This is a genomic window from Actinomyces sp. Z5 (genome assembly GCF_003287795.1).
Classification (GTDB): domain Bacteria; phylum Actinomycetota; class Actinomycetes; order Actinomycetales; family Actinomycetaceae; genus Actinomyces; species Actinomyces glycerinitolerans.
The window spans coordinates 1-18484 of the sequence record NZ_QMIN01000010.1 but is presented as its reverse complement, the minus strand read 5'-3'; the positions used below and the strand labels follow the sequence as shown (position 1 = coordinate 18484).

Sequence of the window (18484 nt, the reverse complement as noted above, 5' to 3'; positions counted from 1 at the left end):
TCTCACTACTTCTGACACTCCCAGATGTCATGAGATCCAACAGTCCCAGAAGTCATGAGACAACACAGTACGGTAGGGGTACGTACCGTCGTCAGAAGTGCCGAAGCGTTGGCACCCAGTGCCGAACCGTCACGCGAGGTGCCGAACCGTCATCCGGGGCGCGCGGGCAAACACGCCAGGTCCGCACCCCGGGCGCTCATGTCTGGGCCCGGGGCCTGTCGAGTAGGGCGCCAAGATCACCGCCGTGCGTCGTCAATGGCGGCAGTCCCAGTCCAGCACCCAGATGATCCCAACGGCCCCGAAGAATCATCGCAAGCCAACACCACCCACCGACAACGACCACCCGCACCGCAGCCCCGACCCCAACCACCACACCCTCAAACCGGAAGATCCTTATTACCGCCGAGGTCGGTCAAAGTTACGCGCCGAGATCGGTAACGCCGCCTGTGGCCCGGCCGCCTGCACATAGCCCGCTCCCCGTGCTCGGGCCGCCCACCGATACCGCCTCACGTACGCGTTCTGGAGCTTTTCGAGGTTCTAGGTCCTGTTGTGTAAGTGCTTGGGTGGCGGTGTGTGGCTGTTGAGCCCATTAGTTGGACCGCCGTTCCCCGGTTGGACCCCTGTTCCCCGGTTGGACCGGCGTAGCCGCCGGTTACAGCGGTCCAACGGGGCGTGGGCGGTCCAACGGGGCGTGGGCGGTCCAGCCGGAGGGGCGAGCGCCGCTCAGCCGCTGACCCAGGCGCGCCACAGGCGGGCGTACTCCCCGCCGGCGGCCAGCAGCTCGGCGTGCGGACCCAGCTCCACGATCCGCCCGTCAATCACCACCGCCACCCGGTCGGCGGCGGCGGCCGTGTCCAGCCGGTGGGCGATGGCCACCACGGTGCGACCGGCCAGGACGGCGTCCAACGAGCGCTCGGCGGAGCGGGCGACGCTGGGATCGAGCAGGCTGGTGGCCTCGTCCAGCACGAGCGTGGCCGGGTCCATCAGCACGATGCGGGCGAGCGCGACCTGCTGCGCCTGCCCCGGAGTCAGCTGCACTCCGCCGGCGCCGACGAGGGTGTCCAGCCCGTCGGACAGCCCCCGCGCCCACTCGGCGGCACCGACGACCTCCAGGGCGCGCTCCAGTTCGGCGTCGGTGGCGTCCGTGCGGGCCAGACGCAGGTTGTCGGCCAGGCTGCAGGCGAAGACGTGGTGTTCCTGGGTCACCAGCGCGACCTCGTGGTGCAGCGCATCCTCCGTGAGCGCGGTCAGATCGACGCCATCGCCGTCGCCCACTGTCACGCGCCCGCGGGTGGGCGGGTGAATGCCGGCGAGCATGCGGCCGAGCGTGGACTTGCCCGAGCCGGACGGGCCGACGACGGCCAGTCGCTCCCCCGGGATCAACTCCAGGTCGACATCGTGCAGCACGTCGTGTCCGGGCAGGTACGCGTAGGAGACGCCGCACACGCGCGGAGGCCGGCCCGTGACCGTGCTGCTGGTGGCTTGGCGGTCGGGAGCGACCAGTTCCACGCCGACGATGCGGGACATGGCGGCGCCCGCCGTCTGCAGGGAGTCGATCCAGAAGGTCATCTCCGAGACGGGCGTGCGCAACTGAACGGCGTACAGCGACACCGTGGTGATCGCCCCGAGGGATACGGCACCGTGTCCGGCCAACCAAGCCCCCCAGGCGACGACGGCGATCACCGGGGCGAAGGAGCCCAGCCCCAGGGCGGTGATCAGGACAATGCGCAGCCACAGGGCGTACTGCTCGGTGGACCAGACCTCGATCATGGCCCGGTCCAGGATGCGGTTGCGGCGCGCCCCCAACCCGTGGGCGTCGACGGTGACCGCCTGGTCGGCGGTTTCGGCGACAACGCCGTCGACCTCGGCCCACATGGCGTTCATGGCCCGGTACGCGGGCACGGCGTAGCGCAGGTACCAACTCGCCGCTGGCAGGATGGTCAACAGCGGAATGATCAGCGCGGGACTGAGCTGCGGGGAGGTGATCACCGCGGCGGCCACGATCGTGAGCAGCGTGAGCACAATGACGAGGATCTGGCTGACGCCGCGCTGGACGACGTTGCGAATGGAGTCCAGGTCCCGGCCCGTGCGCCCCAGCAAGTCGCCGGTGCCGGCGGACTCGACCACCGACAGCGGCAGGTGCATGGCCGAGCCGACCAGCCGCTCGCGCAGCTCGGCGAACACCCGCTCCCCCAGCACGCGCGCCAGGTACTCGCCGCAGCCGGTCAGGGCGGCGTTGCCGACCGCCAGGGCGATGACGACGACGATCAGCCCCTGCAGCCGACCGGCCGTATTGGCGTCCACGGCACCGGTCACCAGGTCGACCATGGATCCGAGCACCCGGGGGATGCCCACGGAGGCCAGTGCCGCCAGCAGTTGGATGATCGTGACGGCGGCGATCGCGCCGCGGTGCTCGCGGACCAGTTCGACGGCGCGGCGACGCACGGCGGCCCCGTCGGCCACGGGTAGGCGTCGGTTCACGGCTCTCCTCCCGTGTCTACACCGCGTTCGACGACGGCGCGGTAGGCGTCCAGAGCGCTCAGCTCGTGGTGGGTACCGCGAGCGACCTCATGCACATCTGCCGCCGGGGTCGCAGTCCCGCGCCGGCCGGCCGCACCGGCGCCATTGGCGTCGACGACGGCGCTGACCGCACCGCCGTCAGACGCCTCGGCGGGCGCGAGCAGCACCACCTCGTCACAACGTCCCAACAGCAGTGGGGAGGAGGTGACGACGACGGTGGTCAGGCCCCGCCGCTCCTCCTGCAGCCTCCGGGCCACCAGGTCCTCGGTGTGCGAATCCAGGGCGCTGGTGGGCTCTACCAGCACCAGCACGGGCGCGTGGCGGGCGACGGCGCGGGCCAGAGCCAGGCGTTGGCGCTGACCGCCGGAGACGTTGCGGGCCTTCTCGGTGAGCTGGCCATCCAGGCCACCGAGGGAGTCCAGGGCGTCGCCCGCGGCGGCCACGGCGAGGGCCTGCTCGGCGCGCTCCCGCTGGGCGGCGGTCAGGGGCGCCGCACCTCCGCCGGCGGCGGGGCCGTCGTCGCCGTGGGCGCCCGCCACCGCGCCTGAGCGGATGACCTCGGCGGTCGGGCGCGGCCCGGACAGGGGGATCTCGTCGCCGAGTACCTCCTCGGCGAGCGTGCCGGCGAAGGCCTCGGCGTGGGCGCCGGAGACGACGATGGTGCGGCGCACCTCCTTAAGCGGGACGGTGCGCAGGTCGGTGCCGCCCAGCGCGACGGGGCCGTCGGCGTCGTCGGCACGGCCGAGGCGCTTGGCCAGGGCGGCGGCGCGGGCCGGGTCGGGGCAGACCAGGGCGGTCATGCGTCCGCCGCGCAGCACCACGCCGGAACTCAGGTCGGTCAGGTCGCCGGCCGGGTCCAGGCGCGCCCCGGGGACGACGCCTGCGTCGTCGGTCAGCGGCTCGACCGCCTCGATGCGGGCAACCTTGCGGGCGCCCACCCAGGCGCGGGTGGAGAACTGGATCAGGTCGGCCATCACGCCCAGCGGCCCGACCAGGAAGGTGGTGTACCCGTAGAAGGTGACCAGTTGGCCCGGGCTGATGGTGCCGGTCAGGGCCGCGCGGGCACCCGCACCGACGACGACGGCGGTGAAGACCATGGGGGCGCCGGCCTTGACGGTGGCCAGGAACGCCTGGGTGGAGGCGACCCGGATGCCGGCATCGCGCACCCGGTGAGAGGCCTCGGCGTAGCGGGCGGCGTACACGTCCTCCCCGCCGATGCCGCGCAGCACGCGCAGGCCGGACACGGCGTCGGTGGTGATGGTGGACAGGCGCCCCTGTTCTTCGCGCTGCACGGACAGGCGCCGGTTCAGGGGACGGATGAAGGCGCCCACCAACGCCAACACGATCGGCAGACCGATCAGCACCAGCAGCCCCAGCGGGGCGGACGTGCGCAACATGAGCACACCCACAACCACGACGCTGACCAGGGCGCCGATGACGTTCACGACGAAGTACATCAGGGCGCCGATGTTGTCGGCGTCGGCGGTGATGGTGGCGATCACGTCCCCGCTGGCGATGCGGCGGGTGACGGCTCGCGAGCGCAGGCCCAGGCGGTGGGCGGCACCACGCATGGCCGGCTTCCAGGCGCCGACCCAGGCGCCCATGCCGGTGGCGTCCTCCAGGCCGGCGGCGAGCGAGCCGAGCAGTCCCAGTCCGGTCAGCGCAGCCAACCCGGGCAGCAGGCGGGCGGTGAGTCCGGCCTCGAGACCGGCGTCGAGCAGGTCGCCCAGTGCCAGCGGGATCAGCGCCTGCGCGAGGTAGGAGGCCGTGGAGACCACGACGCCGAGGGCGATCGCGGGCACGCTCATGCGGGTCACGGCGCGCAGCAGCCCGCCCGGGGTGGCGGGCAGCTCCGGGGGCGGCGTCGTCTGCACCGACAGGAAGGCGGGCCACCGCCGCGGGGCGCGGGCAACGGGGATTGACACGATCTCCTAGCCTATGTGACCCGGCCGCGGCCGGCCACAAGGAATGCGCTCCCGCCGGTCCCGGCTACAACGAACATCTGCCTTCTACTACGAGCTTTTGCACCCTGGTGTGCGGCAATTAGGCGTACACCAGGGTGCAAAAGCTCGTATCAGGGCGAATTCGGGTGCCTTGGGGGCCGGCCACAGCGGACCACCGCAGCGGCGGGACCAGGTCAGGCCGCGGTGGGTGCGAGGGCGTTGTCCGCCGGCAGCGGCTTGGGGCCGCGGCGCAGGCGGGCGCCCAGCAGGATGAAGGCCCAGGCGATCAGCGCCCAGACGGCCAGGACCGCCAGGGTCTTGAGGTAGATCCCGTCCACGCCGCCGCCGGCGATCAGTCGCCGGAAGGCGAGCTGGGTGTAGCTCATCGGCAGGTAGGGGTGGATCCACTGGAAGAAGCGCGGCGTGGTCTCGATCGGGAAGGTCGCGCCCATGGAGGTGATCTGCAGGCTGAGCAGGATGATGGACACGAAGCGGCCGCGGAAGGCGAGCGTGGCTACGCAGGCCTGGTTGACGGCGACGAAGGTCAGCGACGCGGCGATCGCCATGGCGCACAGGCCCACCAGGTTGGCGGCGTGAATCTCGCCCGCGGCATTGACCGCAACCATCATGACCACGGCCTGGGCGACGGCAAGCAGGGCGGCGGTAGTGGCGGGCCGGATAGCTGCGGCGTACCAGCGCTCGCCATGGTCGCGCTTGTCCAGGGCGGGCAGCACCAGGAACAGGGCGATGGCGCCGACCCACAGCGCCAGGCTCATGAACATCGGGGTGAAGCCGGCGCCGTTGTTCGCCACGGGGTTGTCGCGCACCGCATCCACGTCGGCGGCGTCGGCGGCCACGTCGGTCATGGTCTGGCGCTGGGCCGCGGTGTAGTCGGGGATCTGGTCGACGCCGTCTTCCAGGCCCTCGCTGAGGGCGTCGGCGCCGTCGGACAGCTCGGTGGAGCCGTTCTTGAGCTGATCCAGGCCATCACTGAGGTTGGTGGCGCCGTCGGACAGGGTGACGGAGCCGGAATAGGCAGCGCCCAGGCCGCTGGACAGGGTGTCCGCACCGGTGGCGGTGGTGTCGGCGCCGGCGGAGAGCCGGGCGAGGCCGTCGGCAAGGGTCTGGGAGGAGGTGGCGGCCGTGGAAGCGCCGGAGGACAGCGTGTTCAGGCCGCTGGACAGGGTGTCGGCACCGCTGGACAGGGTCTGCGCGCCGGAGTTGACCGAGTTCGCGCCGGTGGCGAGCTGGGAGGTGCCGGCGGAGAGACTGTTGGCCCCGGTGGACAGGGTGTTCAGACCGGTGGACAGGTCGCTGGAGCCGGTGGCGAGTTGGGAGGCGCCGTCGCTGACGGAGGTGGCGCCGGAGGTCAACGTCGGGCCCTGGGAGGACAGTGCGGCCAGCACCCCGGTGAGGCTGCGGTCTTCGCCGGTGGCGGGGTTGTACACGTCGGTGGCGGACCCCAGTCCTCCGGACAGCGTGGTGGCGCCGGAGGACGCATCCGCCGCCCCGGTGGCGACGGCACCGACGGAGCCCTGCAGTTGGGTCGCGCCGGAGGAGAGCTGCTCCGCTCCGGTGGCGACCTGGCCGACGGCGCCGGTCACGCCCGCACTGGAGGCGGCTAGGGTGTTGAGGCCGCCCAGCACGGTGCCGGACTGGGCCGTGTCCTCGGTGGTACCGAGCCCGCCTGCGGCCTGCGCGATCGCCTGGCAGGTCGCGTCGGTCTCACCGTGGTCGGCGACGCACTGCTGATAGGCGCCCGCGAGCGCGGTGGCGACCTGCCCGGCCCCTGCCTGGGCGGTGGACACGCCGCCGGTGTAGTCGTTGACGGCGCCGTACAGGGTCGCCTGGCCGGCCGCGGCCGAGTCGGTTGACGACCCGATCCCGTTGACCGCGCTCTGGGCGCCCGTCGCCAGGTCATTGGCGGCTCCGTAAAGGGTCCGCTGGCTCTCCTCGCCGCTGGCGTAGGAGTCGGTGGACTTGCCGACGCCGGCGGACAGCTGGTTCAGGCCCGACGCCAGGTCCTGGGCGCCGGGGTCGAGTTGGTCCTTCAGCGTCGTGTAGGCCTGGTCCACACTGTCTACGTAGGTGTTCACGCCGGTGGACAGGGTGGTAGCGCCGGCGGACAGGCTGGTGGCGCCGGCGGACAGGCTGGTGGCGCCCGACGAGGCGGAGGATGCGCCCGCGGCCACCTGTCCCGCGCCCGAGTCGACCGTGGCGGCACCCGAGGCCAGCGTGGAGGTGCCGTCGGCCAGGGTGCCCGCGCCGGATGCCAGCGTGCTCGCGCCGGAGGCGGCCGATGACGCTCCGGTGGACAGGCGGGCCACGCCGTCGGCCAGCTGCTGGGAGCCGGAGGCGGCGGTTGACGTGGAGGTGGCGAGGATGGTCAGGCCGTCGGAGAGGGTGACGGCGCCGGAGGCCAGCTCGCTCATGCCGACCGTGAGGGTGGTGGCCCCGTCGGCCAGCTGGTCGGCACCGTCGGCGGCGTCGGCGGTGCCCGACTCCAGGGTGGCGGCGCCCGTGGCCAGGGCGGTGGCGCCGTCGGAGGCCTCTACGAGTCCCTCGCGGATGGTGGAGACGCTCAGCAGCAGGGTGGACAGGACCCGCTCGGAGCCCTGCTGCTCCAGGCGGTTGGAGAGTTCGGAGGCGACGGTGGCGGCCATGGTGCCGGCCAGGTAGTTGATGCCGTCGTCGGTGACGAGCTTCAGCTCCTGGGTGACGGCGTCGGAGGGGTCATCGGAGCCGACGCGGGAGGCGATCTGGGAGAAGTCGGCGGGGATGTAGAGGATGGCGCGGACCTTCTGCGTGTTCATGTCCGCCTCGGCGGTGGCGGCGTCCATCTGCTCCCAGGTGAAGCCGACAGGCTCATCGCCGTCCGGATGGGTCAGGGCGTCCGTGAGGTCGGCGCCGAGGTTGAAGGTCTCGGTCTCCCCGTTGGCGAGCGTGGCCGTGTAGGCGCTGTCCTCGTTGACGACGGCGGCCTTGATGTTACCGAGCCGGTTGGTGGGGTTCTGGTAGGCGAGCGTCAACAGTCCCGAGTACAACAGCGGGATGATGGACACGGCGAGCACCACGACCAGGTTGGCGATGCGCGAGCCGCTGAGCTTCTTCATTTCAGTTGCCTCTCCTGAGTTCCGCCGACCGACGATACACATCTGTATCGACGCCTTCAATACAGACCTGTATCATGCCTGTCTGGCTGGACGCCGAGGATCGGCCTGAGAAACCCCGAGGGGACGCCGAAAACACCCTCGACGCCGGCGTCGCGAATGTCGTGAATGACACAGGGCGACGCGAAATGACATGATGAGCTGGACATGAGCACGAGTAGGGAACAAGCGGAGGAGCTGATCGAGGCCGCCGGCGCGCGCCTGTCGGCCCGGCGGGCCGCGGTGCGTCGGCTCATCGGCGTCCCCCCGTCCGAGCGACGCGCCCAGACTCAGGCGCTGCTGCTGGACGCCGGCCGGGAACTGTTCGCAGACAAGGGCATCGGCGGCACCTCCGTGGGCGACATCTGCTCCCGGGCCGGCTTCACCCGCGGCGCCTTCTACTCCAACTTCACCGACATGGACCACTTCGTGCAGCGCCTGGCCGAGGAGCAGTGGACCTCCATCGTCAACTTCGTGGACGAGTCCGTCGCCGGCGCGCTGTCCACGCAGACGGAGGGACCAACGCTGGAGTCCGACGCCGAACTGGCCGCCGGGCTGGCAGAACTCGCCTCCCGGCTGCTCGGGGCCATGCCGATCTCACGCGAGGTGTTCCTACTGCAAAACGAGTTCGCCGCCTACATCGCGCGCACCGAGGCGGATGGCGGGGGCTCCCCGCTGCGCGAGGGCTATGCCGCCTTCAAACGGCACCTGGTAAGGGTGCTGGTGGAGGGGTTGGCGTCGATCAACCGCGCCTGCCTGCTCAGCCCGGAGGACACCACCGAACTCATCATGGCCACCGCCGTGCGCTCCATGCGCATGGCCCTGTCCGCCGCGCCCGACGCGCACAGGCCCGGTGACGCACAGGCCGCTGGCACTCGTGGCGCTCAGACCGACGACGCCGACGCCAACAGCGACCGCGGGTCGGAGAGCACCGGCGCCAACGCCGCCGACCCCGACCTGACCGCCTTCCTCGTGCGCACCCTGCCCACGCTGCTGGCCCGCCTGTCGACGCCGGTCACCCACACCGCTGACGCCTAACCGTTAGTGCGCGCCCCAGACGGGAGACCGCATCCCGGCCGCCCTTGACATGCCCCGCACCAACGGCGCTAACCTCACCCCATGACCGCTTCGACGCCCACGACCCGCGCCCTGATGGCGCGCGCCGAAAGCATGCGTCGAATGCAGATGCGCTGACAGCGCCAGCCGTCGCTGTTTACACGAGTAACGGTCAGAGTCCGAGCCGCCTGCGGGCGCTCGTTGCACTCCGCGGCCGTCAACTATGTCGGCCCGCGTTCAAACCCCGGTAATCCTCCATTCACCGCCGCCACCGGCCTGTGCACACCGCGTCCACTCCACCTCCCCGAGGTCGGTTGAAGTTACGTGCCCGGGTCGGCCGACGTGACGGCAGCCCCAAGCCTTACAGGAAGCACCATGACCACCTACACCCCCGCCGTCGTGACCGGCACCGACGCCGTGTCCGAACCGCCAAGGCACCCATCCGCTCCGGAGCGCCAGACTCCGGCCGCCAACTCGCCCACAGCCGTGGTCTCATTGCCGGCCGACGCCGCCGCGACTTCCGCCGTCGTCCCCGATGCCTCCGGCCTCGCCCCGCACGCCTCCGCCTCCCCCTTCGACGTGGTCCACGACCGCGCCGGCACCGCGAGCCTGAAGTGGGACTTCGCCGCCGAGCGTGGCCGCCCCAGCGCCGTCCTGCCGCTGTGGGTGGCGGACATGGACCATCCCACGGCGCCCTGCGTGGTCAACGCCCTGCTGTGGCGGGTGCGGCACGGCATCTTCGGCTACACCGAGCCCGACGCCGCCTACAACGCCACTCTGGCCGCCTGGTTCGCCCGCCGCTACGACTGGCGCATCGACCCGGCCTGGAACGTCGTCACCCCGGGTGTCGTGCCCGCGCTGGCGACGGCGGTGCGCGCCCTGACCGAGCCGGGCGGCGCCGTCGTCATTGAGGAGCCCGTCTACTACCCGTTCCGGGAGGTGGTCGAGCAGCAGGGGCGCGTGGTCGCCCCGGCCCCGCTGGTGCGCGGCGCCGACGGCGTGTACCGGCGCGACCTGGACGCGCTGGAGGCCGTGCTCACGAGCACCGGCGCCCGCCTTCTGCTCCTGTGCAACCCGCACAACCCGGTGGGCCGAGTGTGGTCCCGCGCCGAACTGACGGGGCTGGCCGAGGTGGCCGAACGCCACGACGTGCTCGTGGTCTCCGACGAGGTGCACGCCGACCTCGCCCTGCCCGGGTACCGCACCACCCCCTTCGCCTCCCTGTCCGCCGATGCCGCCGCCCGCACCATCACCTGCACCTCGCCGTCGAAGTCCTTCAACCTGGCCGGGCTGCAGGTGGCCAACATCCTCATCGCCGATCCCGACCTGCGCGCCCGCTTCCGCTCGGCCCTTGGCGCCGCCGGCTACTCCCAGCCGAATGTGCTGGGACTGACGGCCTGCCAGGCGGCCTACAAGTCCGGCGACGCCTGGCTCGACGCCCTGCGCCGCCATATCGAGTACGCGCGCCGACACGTCATCCGCCGCCTGGAGCGGGTGCCCGGCGTCGAAGTCTCGCCATGCGAGGGCACCTATCTGCTGTGGCTGGACTGCACGGGTCTGCTGGAGGCCACGGGCCTGGCGGCGGAGGAGCTGGACGGTTTCATCACCGATCAGGCCGGCCTGTGGCTCGACGACGGCGCCCTGTTCGGCACCGGCGGTGCCGGCTTCACCCGGCTGAATATCGCCTGCCCGCGCGCAACGCTGGACGAGGCGCTGGATCGCCTGGAGATCGCCGTACACGGTCTGCTCGCCAGCGCCGCCGCCTGAACCGTCGCCCCACCTCGCCGAGACCGGCACTAATGACAGCCGGGACCGGCACCAATAACGCGCCCAGTGCGCCCAACACTCCCAGCCAGCCAGAAAGCTCTTATGCCCGTCATCGATTCCACCCCCACGCAGTCCTCCGACGCCGTGCGCGGCCCCGCCGTCGATCATTCCGGGTGTCGCACCGCGCCGATCCAGCACCACCCCACGTGGTCGGACTCCCCCAGCCCCTGGCGGCTCGACACCGTGCTGGCGCATGCGGGGACCGGCACCGACCCGGTCACCGGCGCCATTACGACGCCGATCCACCTGTCGACCGCCTTCGGGCATCCGGGCCTGGGCGCCTCCACCGGCTACGACTACACGCGCACCGCCTCCCCCACCCGCGACGTCCTGCAGGACGCCCTGGCACGGCTCGACGGCGGGGCGGCGGGCTTCGCCCTGGCCTCCGGCATGGCGGCGGTGCAGCTGACGGTCACCACGCTGGCGCCGTACGGCTCGCGGATCGTCGCCCTGGAGGACCTATACGGCGGCACCTACCGGTACCTGAAATGTCTGGCCGACGACGGCGCCTACGAGGTGGACTTCGTGGTCGGCGAGGCCGGCCTGCGGGAGGCGCTGCGGCGGCCGGCCGCGCTGGTGCTGATTGAGACACCCACCAACCCGATGATGACCGAGCTGGACATTGCGCGGGTGGCCGACTGGGCGCATGCGGCGGGGGCACTGCTGGCGGTCGACAACACCTTCTACACGCCGGTGATCTGCCGGCCGTTGGAGTTGGGTGCGGACGTGGCCGTGTACTCGGCCACGAAGTACCTGGCCGGGCACAACGACGTCATGGCGGGCGCCGTCGTCGTGAAAGACCCGGCGCTGGGCGAGCGGCTCCAGTATCAGTCGAACACGACCGGGACGACGCTGGGCCCCTTCGACGCGTTCCTGCTGCTGCGCGGACTGAAGACGCTGTCGCTGCGCATGGAGCGCCACGAGACCAACGCCCGGAAGGTGGCCGACTTCCTGCGCGCCGACACGAGGGTGACGCGGGTGCTGTATCCGGGACGCTCGGGCATGGTGTCCTTCGAGCTGGCCGACGGCGTCGACGTGGCCGCATTTCTGGCGGCGGTGCGCGTGTTCACCTTCGCCGAGTCACTCGGCGGGGTGGAGTCGCTGGTGACGTGCCCGAGCGTGCAGACGCATGCGGACGTGCCGCCGGCCACCCGCGCCGCCTACGGGCTGACGGACCGGCTGCTGCGGCTGAGCGTCGGCATCGAGGACGCCGAGGATCTGGTGGCCGATCTGAAGCAGGCGCTGAACCTGGCCGACGCGACGGCGTGAGTAGAGCAGCGAGGGCACTGACGGACGCACCAAGTGCGGCCGAGGCCACAGGCTTGTTTGGTAACGGGTTAGCAACACGGCCGGGTAGGCTGTCGTCATGGATTCCAGCACAGGTCCGAGCTTCCCGATGTCGGCCACAGCAGTATTGGCACAGAGGAAGCAAAGACAACGGGAGGCCGCCGCGGTTACGGCCACCGAGCAGTATCTGCCCCCGAGTCGTGGGCGCCATGCCGCCGACCGGCCAGATCGACGGCCCTCGCGTGGCGGCCGGGCACCACGCGGCAAGAAGCCCGTTATCCCGCCCGTGCTCTACCTGCCCTCGACCGGCGCGCCGAACACCTACGGCGCCGAGATCGAGTTGCGCAAGACGAACGACGGGCGCATGGCACTGCTGGCCTACACGGCGCTGGATCGCCTGGCGGACTGCATGGGGCCACACCAGCCCTGGGTGCTGTACCCGACCGAGAGACTGGGTGATCTGGAAGTCGTGGAGCACTACGACGTCATCTACCTGGACTTGCCGGTGCCAAAGGAGCTCTGGCGCACGGCGGTGAACACGGATCGGAGGTCGGCGCGATGAGCGAAGAGTTCCGGTTCGAGTACGACTCCGCGATCGACATTGCGGCAAGGTTTGCAACTGCCCAGGACGACCTGGAGGCCAACGCGCCGACCATGCCCTACTCGGTGGACGCCGGAGACGGCAGCACGTACATCACCAGCATGATCTCCCAGCTCGCGCAGGACGCCGGCACGCTGGCTTTGGCTGCTGAACTCGGCTACACCAACATGAAGAGCGCCATCAACCTGGTTTCCGGTGCCGACGACGACGTCGCACAGACCTTCCGCGACATGGAGGAGGACATGCCATGAGCACGGGTTTCCCTGTCGATAACGGAGACGGAGTCTGCACCGCCCAGATCGACACCACGATCCCCGGGAGTGTGGAGTCGGTCGACAGCTCCGCCGACTGGCTAAAGCTGCTGCAGGACGGGTTCTGTGACGCGCGCACCATGTTCAGCAACGCTGCCACGCTCACCAACGCAGACCTGTCGGGAGAGCTTGCTAGCGCGGTGGTTGCGTATTCGAACGACCTGTATGACGCCTGCGGCAATGCCTACGATCGCGCGAAGAACGCTGTAGACGTCATTAGGTCCTTCGCCGACCAGCTGGGTTGGCGCAAGGATGACATGGCCGAGCACCGCGAGACCGCGATAGCAGGAGGTCTGACAGTCGTAGGCAACGTCATTGTGGCACCGACCCCGGTGTCCAAGCCCGCCGACCTGGGAGATGGCGCCACCGCAGCCGAGAAGCAGGAGTGGACGACCGCGAACGACGCCTACGAGGACTATCAGACCAAGAAGGCCCTCTTCGACGAGGTCAGCGAGGACGTCCAGGACACCTTTGACGAACTCGACGACTGGATCACCGAGCACCTCGTCACCGCAGAGTCCGACGCATTGGACAACGTCCTCATGGACGGGGTCAAGGAGATGGTGGAGAACGCCATCGGCGAAGGATTCGAAGCAGGAACGCAAAACGTCTACTACAACAAGGCCACCGCGCTGTACGACGCCGCCGTCGCAGCGGCGACCGCGAAGGCGATCGAGCGCTCAGGCAACCCCGCTGTCAGATCCGGCAACAAGCCGCCGAATCAGGACACTGTAGACAGGAACCTGAACCGTTCCCCTAAAGCTGACACCGCCGAACAAGTAGCCAAAACCGGGAAGAAAGTAGCAAAAGGCGTTGGTACCTCGATAACCCTCGGATTCATTGGCATTGAGCTCGCAACAGGGGATTCTCCGTCCGAGGTCCTGGTGCCAGCCGCAGCTTCGGCAGCAACGGCGGTCGCCATAGCGGGAGCACCAGTGTGGGCAACCGTGTTCGTGACAGGGTCCGTAGCAGTAGGCGTAGGTTATCTCTATCAGAACTATGTACCATTGGAAATACGCGGAAAGATAGACGAGGGCCTTAATGACATGTGGGACTGGGGTGCAGACCGTGTGGATGACGCGACCGACTGGGCCTCCAACCAATGGAATCGGATCTTTGGATGAGTTCGGATAGTCATATGTCCCGTTGGAGGGAACGCCGGAAGTATCCGCGCGTTACCACCTGCCACCAGGCAGATATCGACCGTTCGAAATCTCCTTGGTGGGAGGCACTATTAGCGGGTGGAACACTGCTCCTTGCCTGGATGCTGGCAACGTTGGTAGGCAACACCTCTTGCGCAGTCGTTTTCGGGCTAGCCGCGACAGGCTTTGCAATACATATTCCGGTTGCGGTGGATCATCTTGGGGCTTTGCGACGTGTGCGTGAGTACTGGCGGCACGCCGAGGGCGCCACGCTGTTCTTCCCCGACCGGAGCATCGCCATAGCCGAGTACGCGTTCTTCGCCCTGGTGTTCCTCGCCGGCCTGCTCGGCATCGGCCTGGTGTGGTTCGTGCGGCTCACCCAGACACCGATCGGCTCCACCATGCGCGGAACCGTATTCCTCTCCTCCATTACGGTCGGCTTGGCCACCGCGTCCTGGCGTAAGACACCGTTCACCCTGCGCCACGGTCCGGCACTGGCCCTCACTCATGACGGCATCCACATCTGGCCCGGCACCCGCCATAGCACATACGTGTCATGGGAAAGCCGGCCCGAAGTCACCGAAGTAGTCGCCTACCGACTACTCCTAACCACCACCGCCAACGCCGTCATCAAAAGCCAGACAGGAACCTACGAGTTCCCCATGGGCAGCCTCCCCATGGAATACGTCCAGCTGCGCCGTGTCATCGAGTTCTACAGCGGCCACCGCCGCCTCCGCCACGAACTCGCCAAACCCGAAGGCCTCGAACGCGTCAAATCCCTTATGCAACACACCGTCCAGGAAGTCGAACAGCAACTACCCCCACCGACACCCAGACGCCCACGCAGACACCGCAAGTGAATCGATGTGCCATATGACTCCAGCTTCACATCAGCCAACGCGTTGCCAGGGGAAACGGGAGCCGTTATGAGCTGGCTGTACATAGTGCGTCATCGCGCAGAACGCGCAACAGAGGAAGCACGCACGAAGATCGTCAGCTGTGATGACGCCGATGACGTCTACGGTAAGGGCCTCCGTTCCACGCTGGCCATCACACTGCTCTACATCCTTAGCGCCTGGTTCTTCTTCGCGGTCTCCGCAATCGCACTCGGCGTGGTCTTCACCGCCCTGGCGGTCTCCTCCGCAATGGCCGCTGCACAGCTGGAGGGCAAGTCAATGCTGCGCCGCAGTGCGTACGAGCACTGGTACCGGGACGACTCCGGCATCGCGATCAGGCCCTCGTGGCGCCTGCTCGCCTACGACTGGTTCGCAACCACAACCTCGATTGTCGGCATCGGCGTCGGTGTGGTATTGCCGTGGTTCGTCCCCCAGGAACGGATCGGCGGAGTCGGCAGCAGCGCCGTCGCACTGGTGATACTTCGGGCAGTGATCTCCGGACTGAGTCGGCGGCCGTTCGGGATGCCCACCGGCCCCGCCATCATCCTGAACTACGAGGGCGTACACCTATGGCCGGGGCAACGCTACGAAGCCTGGATCCCCTGGAAGGAACGCCCGCGGGAGGCGGGCGTGCAGAACGGGGCACTACTCATAACCACGCGCAGACGAAGCACCATCGTCTTCCCCATTAGCTACCTGTACCCCGGCTGCACCCAGATCGGCCGCGTCCTGGAGTTCTACAGCACCCACGCGCCCCTCCGCCAAGAACTCGCCAAACCCGAAGGACTCAAACGCGTCCGCTCCCTCATGCAACACCCCATCCGGGAAATAGAAGCAGAGCTTTCCCAACAAACGCCTGATCGGCCACGCCGCCACCGAAAATGAATCACGTGCCGAGCCATCCCGGCTGGCAGCCGGATCAACCGACCTCGGCACGTAAGATCAACCGACCTCGGCGGGGAGGGGCGGGGAGAGTTGGTCGGGAGGGCTACCAGCTGACCGGCACCGGGGCGCCCTCGCGGTAGCCGGAGGCCGACTGGATGCCGACGATCGCCCGCTCGCGGAACTCCGGGATGGAGGCCGCTCCGGCGTAGGTGAAGGAGCTGCGCACGCCCGCCACGATGGAGTCGATCAGGTCCTCCACGCCGGGGCGCTCGGGGTCCAGGTACATGCGGCCGGCGCTGATGCCCTCCTCGAACAGCCCCTTGCGAGCGCGGTCGAAGGCGTCCTCCCCCTCGGTGCGGTCCGCCACCGCCCGGGCCGAGGCCATGCCGAAGCTCTCCTTGTAGGCGCGGCCGTCGGCGTCGTACTGCAGGTCACCCGGGGACTCGTGGGTGCCGGCGAACCAGGAGCCGATCATCACGTTGGAGGCGCCCGCCGCGAGCGCCAGGGCGACGTCGCGCGGGTGGCGCACCCCGCCGTCGGCCCACACGTGCGCGCCCAGGCGCGCCGCCTCCCGGCTGCACTCCAGGACGGCGGAGAACTGGGGGCGGCCCACGCCGGTCTGCATGCGGGTGGTGCACATGGCGCCCGGCCCCACCCCCACCTTGACGATGGAGGCGCCGGCGTCGACCAGGTCGCGCACGCCGGCCGCGGTGACCACGTTGCCGGCGACGATCGGGAAGGCGCCGGGCAGGGCGGCGCACACGGCCCGGACCACCTCCACCATGCGGTCCTGGTGCCCGTGGGCGGTGTCGACGACGATCACGTCCACCCCGGCCGCCACGAGTTCGGCCGCGCGGCGAGCCGGGTCGCCGTTCATGCCGATGGCGGCACCCACGCGCAGGTGGCCGGCGGCGTCGACGGCGGGCCGGTAGATGGTGGAACGCACGGCCCCGGAGCGGGTGAGCAGGCCGACCAGGCCGCCGTCGGCCCCCACCACCGGCGCCAGGGTGCGGCGGGCCACCTTGAGCCGATCGAAGGCCTCACGCGGGTCGATCCCCTCCGGCAGGGTGACCAGTTCGGTGCTCATCACCCGCCGCACCTGGGTGAAGCGGTCGACGCCACTCACGTCACGCATGTCCACCATGCCGATCGGGGCGTTGGTTTCGCCGTCGACGACGACGGCGGCGCCATGGGCACGTTTGGGAATCAGGCCAAGGGCGTAGCCGCAGGTGTGGTGCGGCTTGACCGTCACCGGGGTGTCGTAGACGAGGTGGGAGGCCTTGACCTGGGCGACCGTGTCGATGACGACGTCGGCGGGAATGTCCTGCGGGATGATGGCGATGCCGCCGCGGCGGGCGACGGTCTCCGCCATGCGCTTGCCGGCCACGGCGGTCATGTTGGACACCACCAGCGGGATGGTGGTGCCGCTGGCGTCGTCGGTGGTCAGATCCACGCCCGTGCGTGAACCCACGGCGGAGCGGGAGGGGACCATGAATACGTCGTCGTACGTCAGGTCGAAGGTGGGCTGCATGCCGTTGAGGAACTTCACTTGAGGATTCTACGGCGCAGCCCGGCCCGTGAGCGTGCCCGCGGGTGGCGAACGGCCCCTCACGGCCGCCTCGTCGCGAGCAACGAGGGGGTGAGGGGCCGTTACCGCGCGGACCGGATGGTCGGCCGCGCGGGCCGGTCAGGCGTTCTGCTCGGGGTCCTTGCCGAGCAGGAAGGCGTAGCTGAAGCCGGCGATGGCCGCGCCCAGGAGCGGGGCGACGATGAACAGCCACAGCTGCCCGGGGGCGCCGTTGCCGGCCTCGAAGGCGACGGCGATGGAGCGGGCCGGGTTGACGGAGGCGTTGGTGACCGGGATGGAGACCAGCAGGATGAGCGTCAGGGTGGAGCCGATGGCCAGCGGGGCGAAGCCCTTGGGGGCGCGGGAGTCGGTCGAGCCGAGGATGACGATCAGGAAGATGGCGGTCATGACCAGCTCGCAGATGAAGCCGGCGGCCATTGAGTAGCCGTGCGGGGAGTGCGCGCCGTAACCGTTGGCGGCGAACCCGTTGGCGGCCACGTCGAAGCTGTCGGAGCCGGAGGCGATGGCGTACAGCACGCCGCCGCCCACCAGGCCGGCGACGATCTGGATGCACCAGTAGGGCAGGACGTCCTTCCAGGCGAAGCGGCCGGCGACGGCCAGGCCCAGGGTGACGGCGGGGTTGAAATGGCCGCCCGAGACGGCGCCGACGGCGTAGGCCATGGTGGTCACGGCCAGGCCGAAGGCGAGGGCCACGCCGAGGTAGCCGATGCCGACGGGGAAGTCGGAGTCGGTGATGGCGGTGGCGGCGAGGACGGCGGAGCCGCAGCCGGCGAAGACGAGCCAGAACGTACCGAGGAACTCGGCGCCCAGACGCTTGGACAGGGGAGCCATTGATGGCCTTTCGTTGTTCGAATGCTGGATTCAGGCGGATCCGGCAATGTGGATGGGACAGGGACTACACAGGGATAGCCAGGGACGTGGAAAACGCCCCGCAGCACCGACTGTTCAGCCGATGACGGGGCGTCAGTGCGCCAGAAGGGACTCGAACCCCCAACCTTCTGATCCGTAGTCAGATGCTCTATCCATTGAGCTACTGGCGCAATCCGGTTCGGACAACCCGGAACATTACTCGGCGATCCGGGAGGCCACAAATCCTCGGGCCGTGAGCCTGGGCACAGCCGCGGCCGACCAGCCACGCTCGCAGTCGGCGGGGGGGGTGCCCCTATGTGGTTTGTCAAGCGGCGGTGGGTAGTTGTTGGGCTGGTGGGTCGTAGAGGGAGCCGTCTCGGATCATGGCGTATAGGGTGAGGATGCGGCGGTGGGCGAGGGCGAGTATGGC

General features: G+C 69.5%; 13 protein-coding genes and 1 tRNA gene. 8 read left to right on the top strand and 6 right to left on the bottom strand.

Annotation, left to right across the window (positions count from 1 at the left end; all coding sequences use genetic code 11):
* Positions 1–723: 723 nt before the first annotated feature.
* The 3 genes from DRB06_RS00975 to DRB06_RS00965 all read right to left on the bottom strand — a co-directional run bounded on the left by DRB06_RS00975 (position 724) and on the right by DRB06_RS00965 (position 7576).
* Entirely contained in the window at positions 724–2481 is a 1758-nt protein-coding gene (locus DRB06_RS00975) for an ABC transporter ATP-binding protein (protein ID WP_073327900.1), read from the bottom strand.
* Positions 2478–4445: an ABC transporter ATP-binding protein gene (locus DRB06_RS00970; RefSeq protein WP_111818908.1), complete on the bottom strand. Its 1968-nt coding sequence runs from the start codon at positions 4443–4445 to the stop codon at positions 2478–2480. The genes DRB06_RS00975 and DRB06_RS00970 overlap by 4 nt, the downstream gene beginning before the upstream one ends.
* A 212-nt stretch (positions 4446–4657) precedes the next feature.
* On the bottom strand, positions 4658–7576 hold the full coding sequence (locus DRB06_RS00965; RefSeq protein ID WP_181575148.1) for a YhgE/Pip domain-containing protein: 2919 nt from the start codon (positions 7574–7576) through the stop codon (positions 4658–4660).
* 204 nt (positions 7577–7780) lie between these two features.
* Between DRB06_RS00965 and DRB06_RS00960 the strand changes: the two genes are divergently transcribed.
* From DRB06_RS00960 to DRB06_RS00925, 8 genes are all read left to right on the top strand, one after another.
* The gene (locus DRB06_RS00960) at positions 7781–8650 is read left to right on the top strand and encodes a TetR/AcrR family transcriptional regulator (protein ID WP_111818906.1); all 870 of its coding nucleotides are present in this window, start codon (positions 7781–7783) and stop codon (positions 8648–8650) included.
* Between the two features lie 393 nt (positions 8651–9043).
* Positions 9044–10435 (top strand): MalY/PatB family protein, encoded by a 1392-nt coding sequence (locus tag DRB06_RS00955; protein ID WP_111818905.1) that lies wholly within the window; start codon positions 9044–9046, stop codon positions 10433–10435.
* A gap of 102 nt (positions 10436–10537) precedes the next feature.
* Positions 10538–11764: a PLP-dependent transferase gene (locus DRB06_RS00950; protein ID WP_111818904.1), complete on the top strand. Its 1227-nt coding sequence runs from the start codon at positions 10538–10540 to the stop codon at positions 11762–11764.
* A 97-nt stretch (positions 11765–11861) separates the two neighbouring features.
* Positions 11862–12344 (top strand): SAV_915 family protein, encoded by a 483-nt coding sequence (locus tag DRB06_RS16430; protein ID WP_244542552.1) that lies wholly within the window; start codon positions 11862–11864, stop codon positions 12342–12344.
* Positions 12341–12634: a hypothetical protein gene (locus DRB06_RS00940; RefSeq protein ID WP_073327906.1), complete on the top strand. Its 294-nt coding sequence runs from the start codon at positions 12341–12343 to the stop codon at positions 12632–12634. The genes DRB06_RS16430 and DRB06_RS00940 overlap by 4 nt, the downstream gene beginning before the upstream one ends.
* A complete protein-coding gene (locus tag DRB06_RS00935; protein WP_108965586.1) occupies positions 12631–13818 on the top strand; it encodes a hypothetical protein in 1188 nt (395 codons plus the stop codon). The genes DRB06_RS00940 and DRB06_RS00935 overlap by 4 nt, the downstream gene beginning before the upstream one ends.
* Positions 13819–14063: 245 nt before the next feature.
* Positions 14064–14696, top strand: a complete 633-nt coding sequence (locus DRB06_RS00930) for a hypothetical protein (protein ID WP_146750764.1) — start codon at positions 14064–14066, stop codon at positions 14694–14696.
* Between the two features lie 66 nt (positions 14697–14762).
* The gene (locus DRB06_RS00925; RefSeq protein WP_111818903.1) at positions 14763–15617 is read left to right on the top strand and encodes a hypothetical protein; all 855 of its coding nucleotides are present in this window, start codon (positions 14763–14765) and stop codon (positions 15615–15617) included.
* Positions 15618–15720: 103 nt separating this feature from the next.
* On the opposite strand, the gene DRB06_RS00920 is transcribed toward DRB06_RS00925, so the two are convergent.
* The 3 genes from DRB06_RS00920 to DRB06_RS00910 all read right to left on the bottom strand — a co-directional run bounded on the left by DRB06_RS00920 (position 15721) and on the right by DRB06_RS00910 (position 18245).
* Positions 15721–17166, bottom strand: coding sequence for a GuaB1 family IMP dehydrogenase-related protein (locus DRB06_RS00920; protein WP_111818902.1), 1446 nt, complete (start codon positions 17164–17166; stop codon positions 15721–15723).
* A 138-nt stretch (positions 17167–17304) separates the two neighbouring features.
* Positions 17305–18036: an aquaporin Z gene (gene aqpZ, locus DRB06_RS00915; RefSeq protein WP_108965577.1), complete on the bottom strand. Its 732-nt coding sequence runs from the start codon at positions 18034–18036 to the stop codon at positions 17305–17307.
* Between the two features lie 136 nt (positions 18037–18172).
* Positions 18173–18245: transfer RNA gene (locus DRB06_RS00910), tRNA-Arg, on the bottom strand.
* Positions 18246–18484: the final 239 nt, after the last annotated feature.

Excerpts from the sequence above, each read along its gene's own strand:
- DRB06_RS00965 (WP_181575148.1), bottom strand. The coding sequence starts at position 7,576 with ATGAAGAAGCTCAGCGGCTCGCGCATCGCCAACCTGGTCGTGGTGCTC.
- DRB06_RS00960 (WP_111818906.1), top strand. The coding sequence starts at position 7,781 with ATGAGCACGAGTAGGGAACAAGCGGAGGAGCTGATCGAGGCCGCCGGC.
- DRB06_RS00955 (WP_111818905.1), top strand. The coding sequence starts at position 9,044 with ATGACCACCTACACCCCCGCCGTCGTGACCGGCACCGACGCCGTGTCC.
- DRB06_RS00950 (WP_111818904.1), top strand. The coding sequence starts at position 10,538 with ATGCCCGTCATCGATTCCACCCCCACGCAGTCCTCCGACGCCGTGCGC.
- DRB06_RS16430 (WP_244542552.1), top strand. The coding sequence starts at position 11,862 with ATGGATTCCAGCACAGGTCCGAGCTTCCCGATGTCGGCCACAGCAGTA.
- DRB06_RS00940 (WP_073327906.1), top strand. The coding sequence starts at position 12,341 with ATGAGCGAAGAGTTCCGGTTCGAGTACGACTCCGCGATCGACATTGCG.
- DRB06_RS00935 (WP_108965586.1), top strand. The coding sequence starts at position 12,631 with ATGAGCACGGGTTTCCCTGTCGATAACGGAGACGGAGTCTGCACCGCC.
- DRB06_RS00925 (WP_111818903.1), top strand. The coding sequence starts at position 14,763 with ATGAGCTGGCTGTACATAGTGCGTCATCGCGCAGAACGCGCAACAGAG.
- aqpZ (WP_108965577.1), bottom strand. The coding sequence starts at position 18,036 with ATGGCTCCCCTGTCCAAGCGTCTGGGCGCCGAGTTCCTCGGTACGTTC.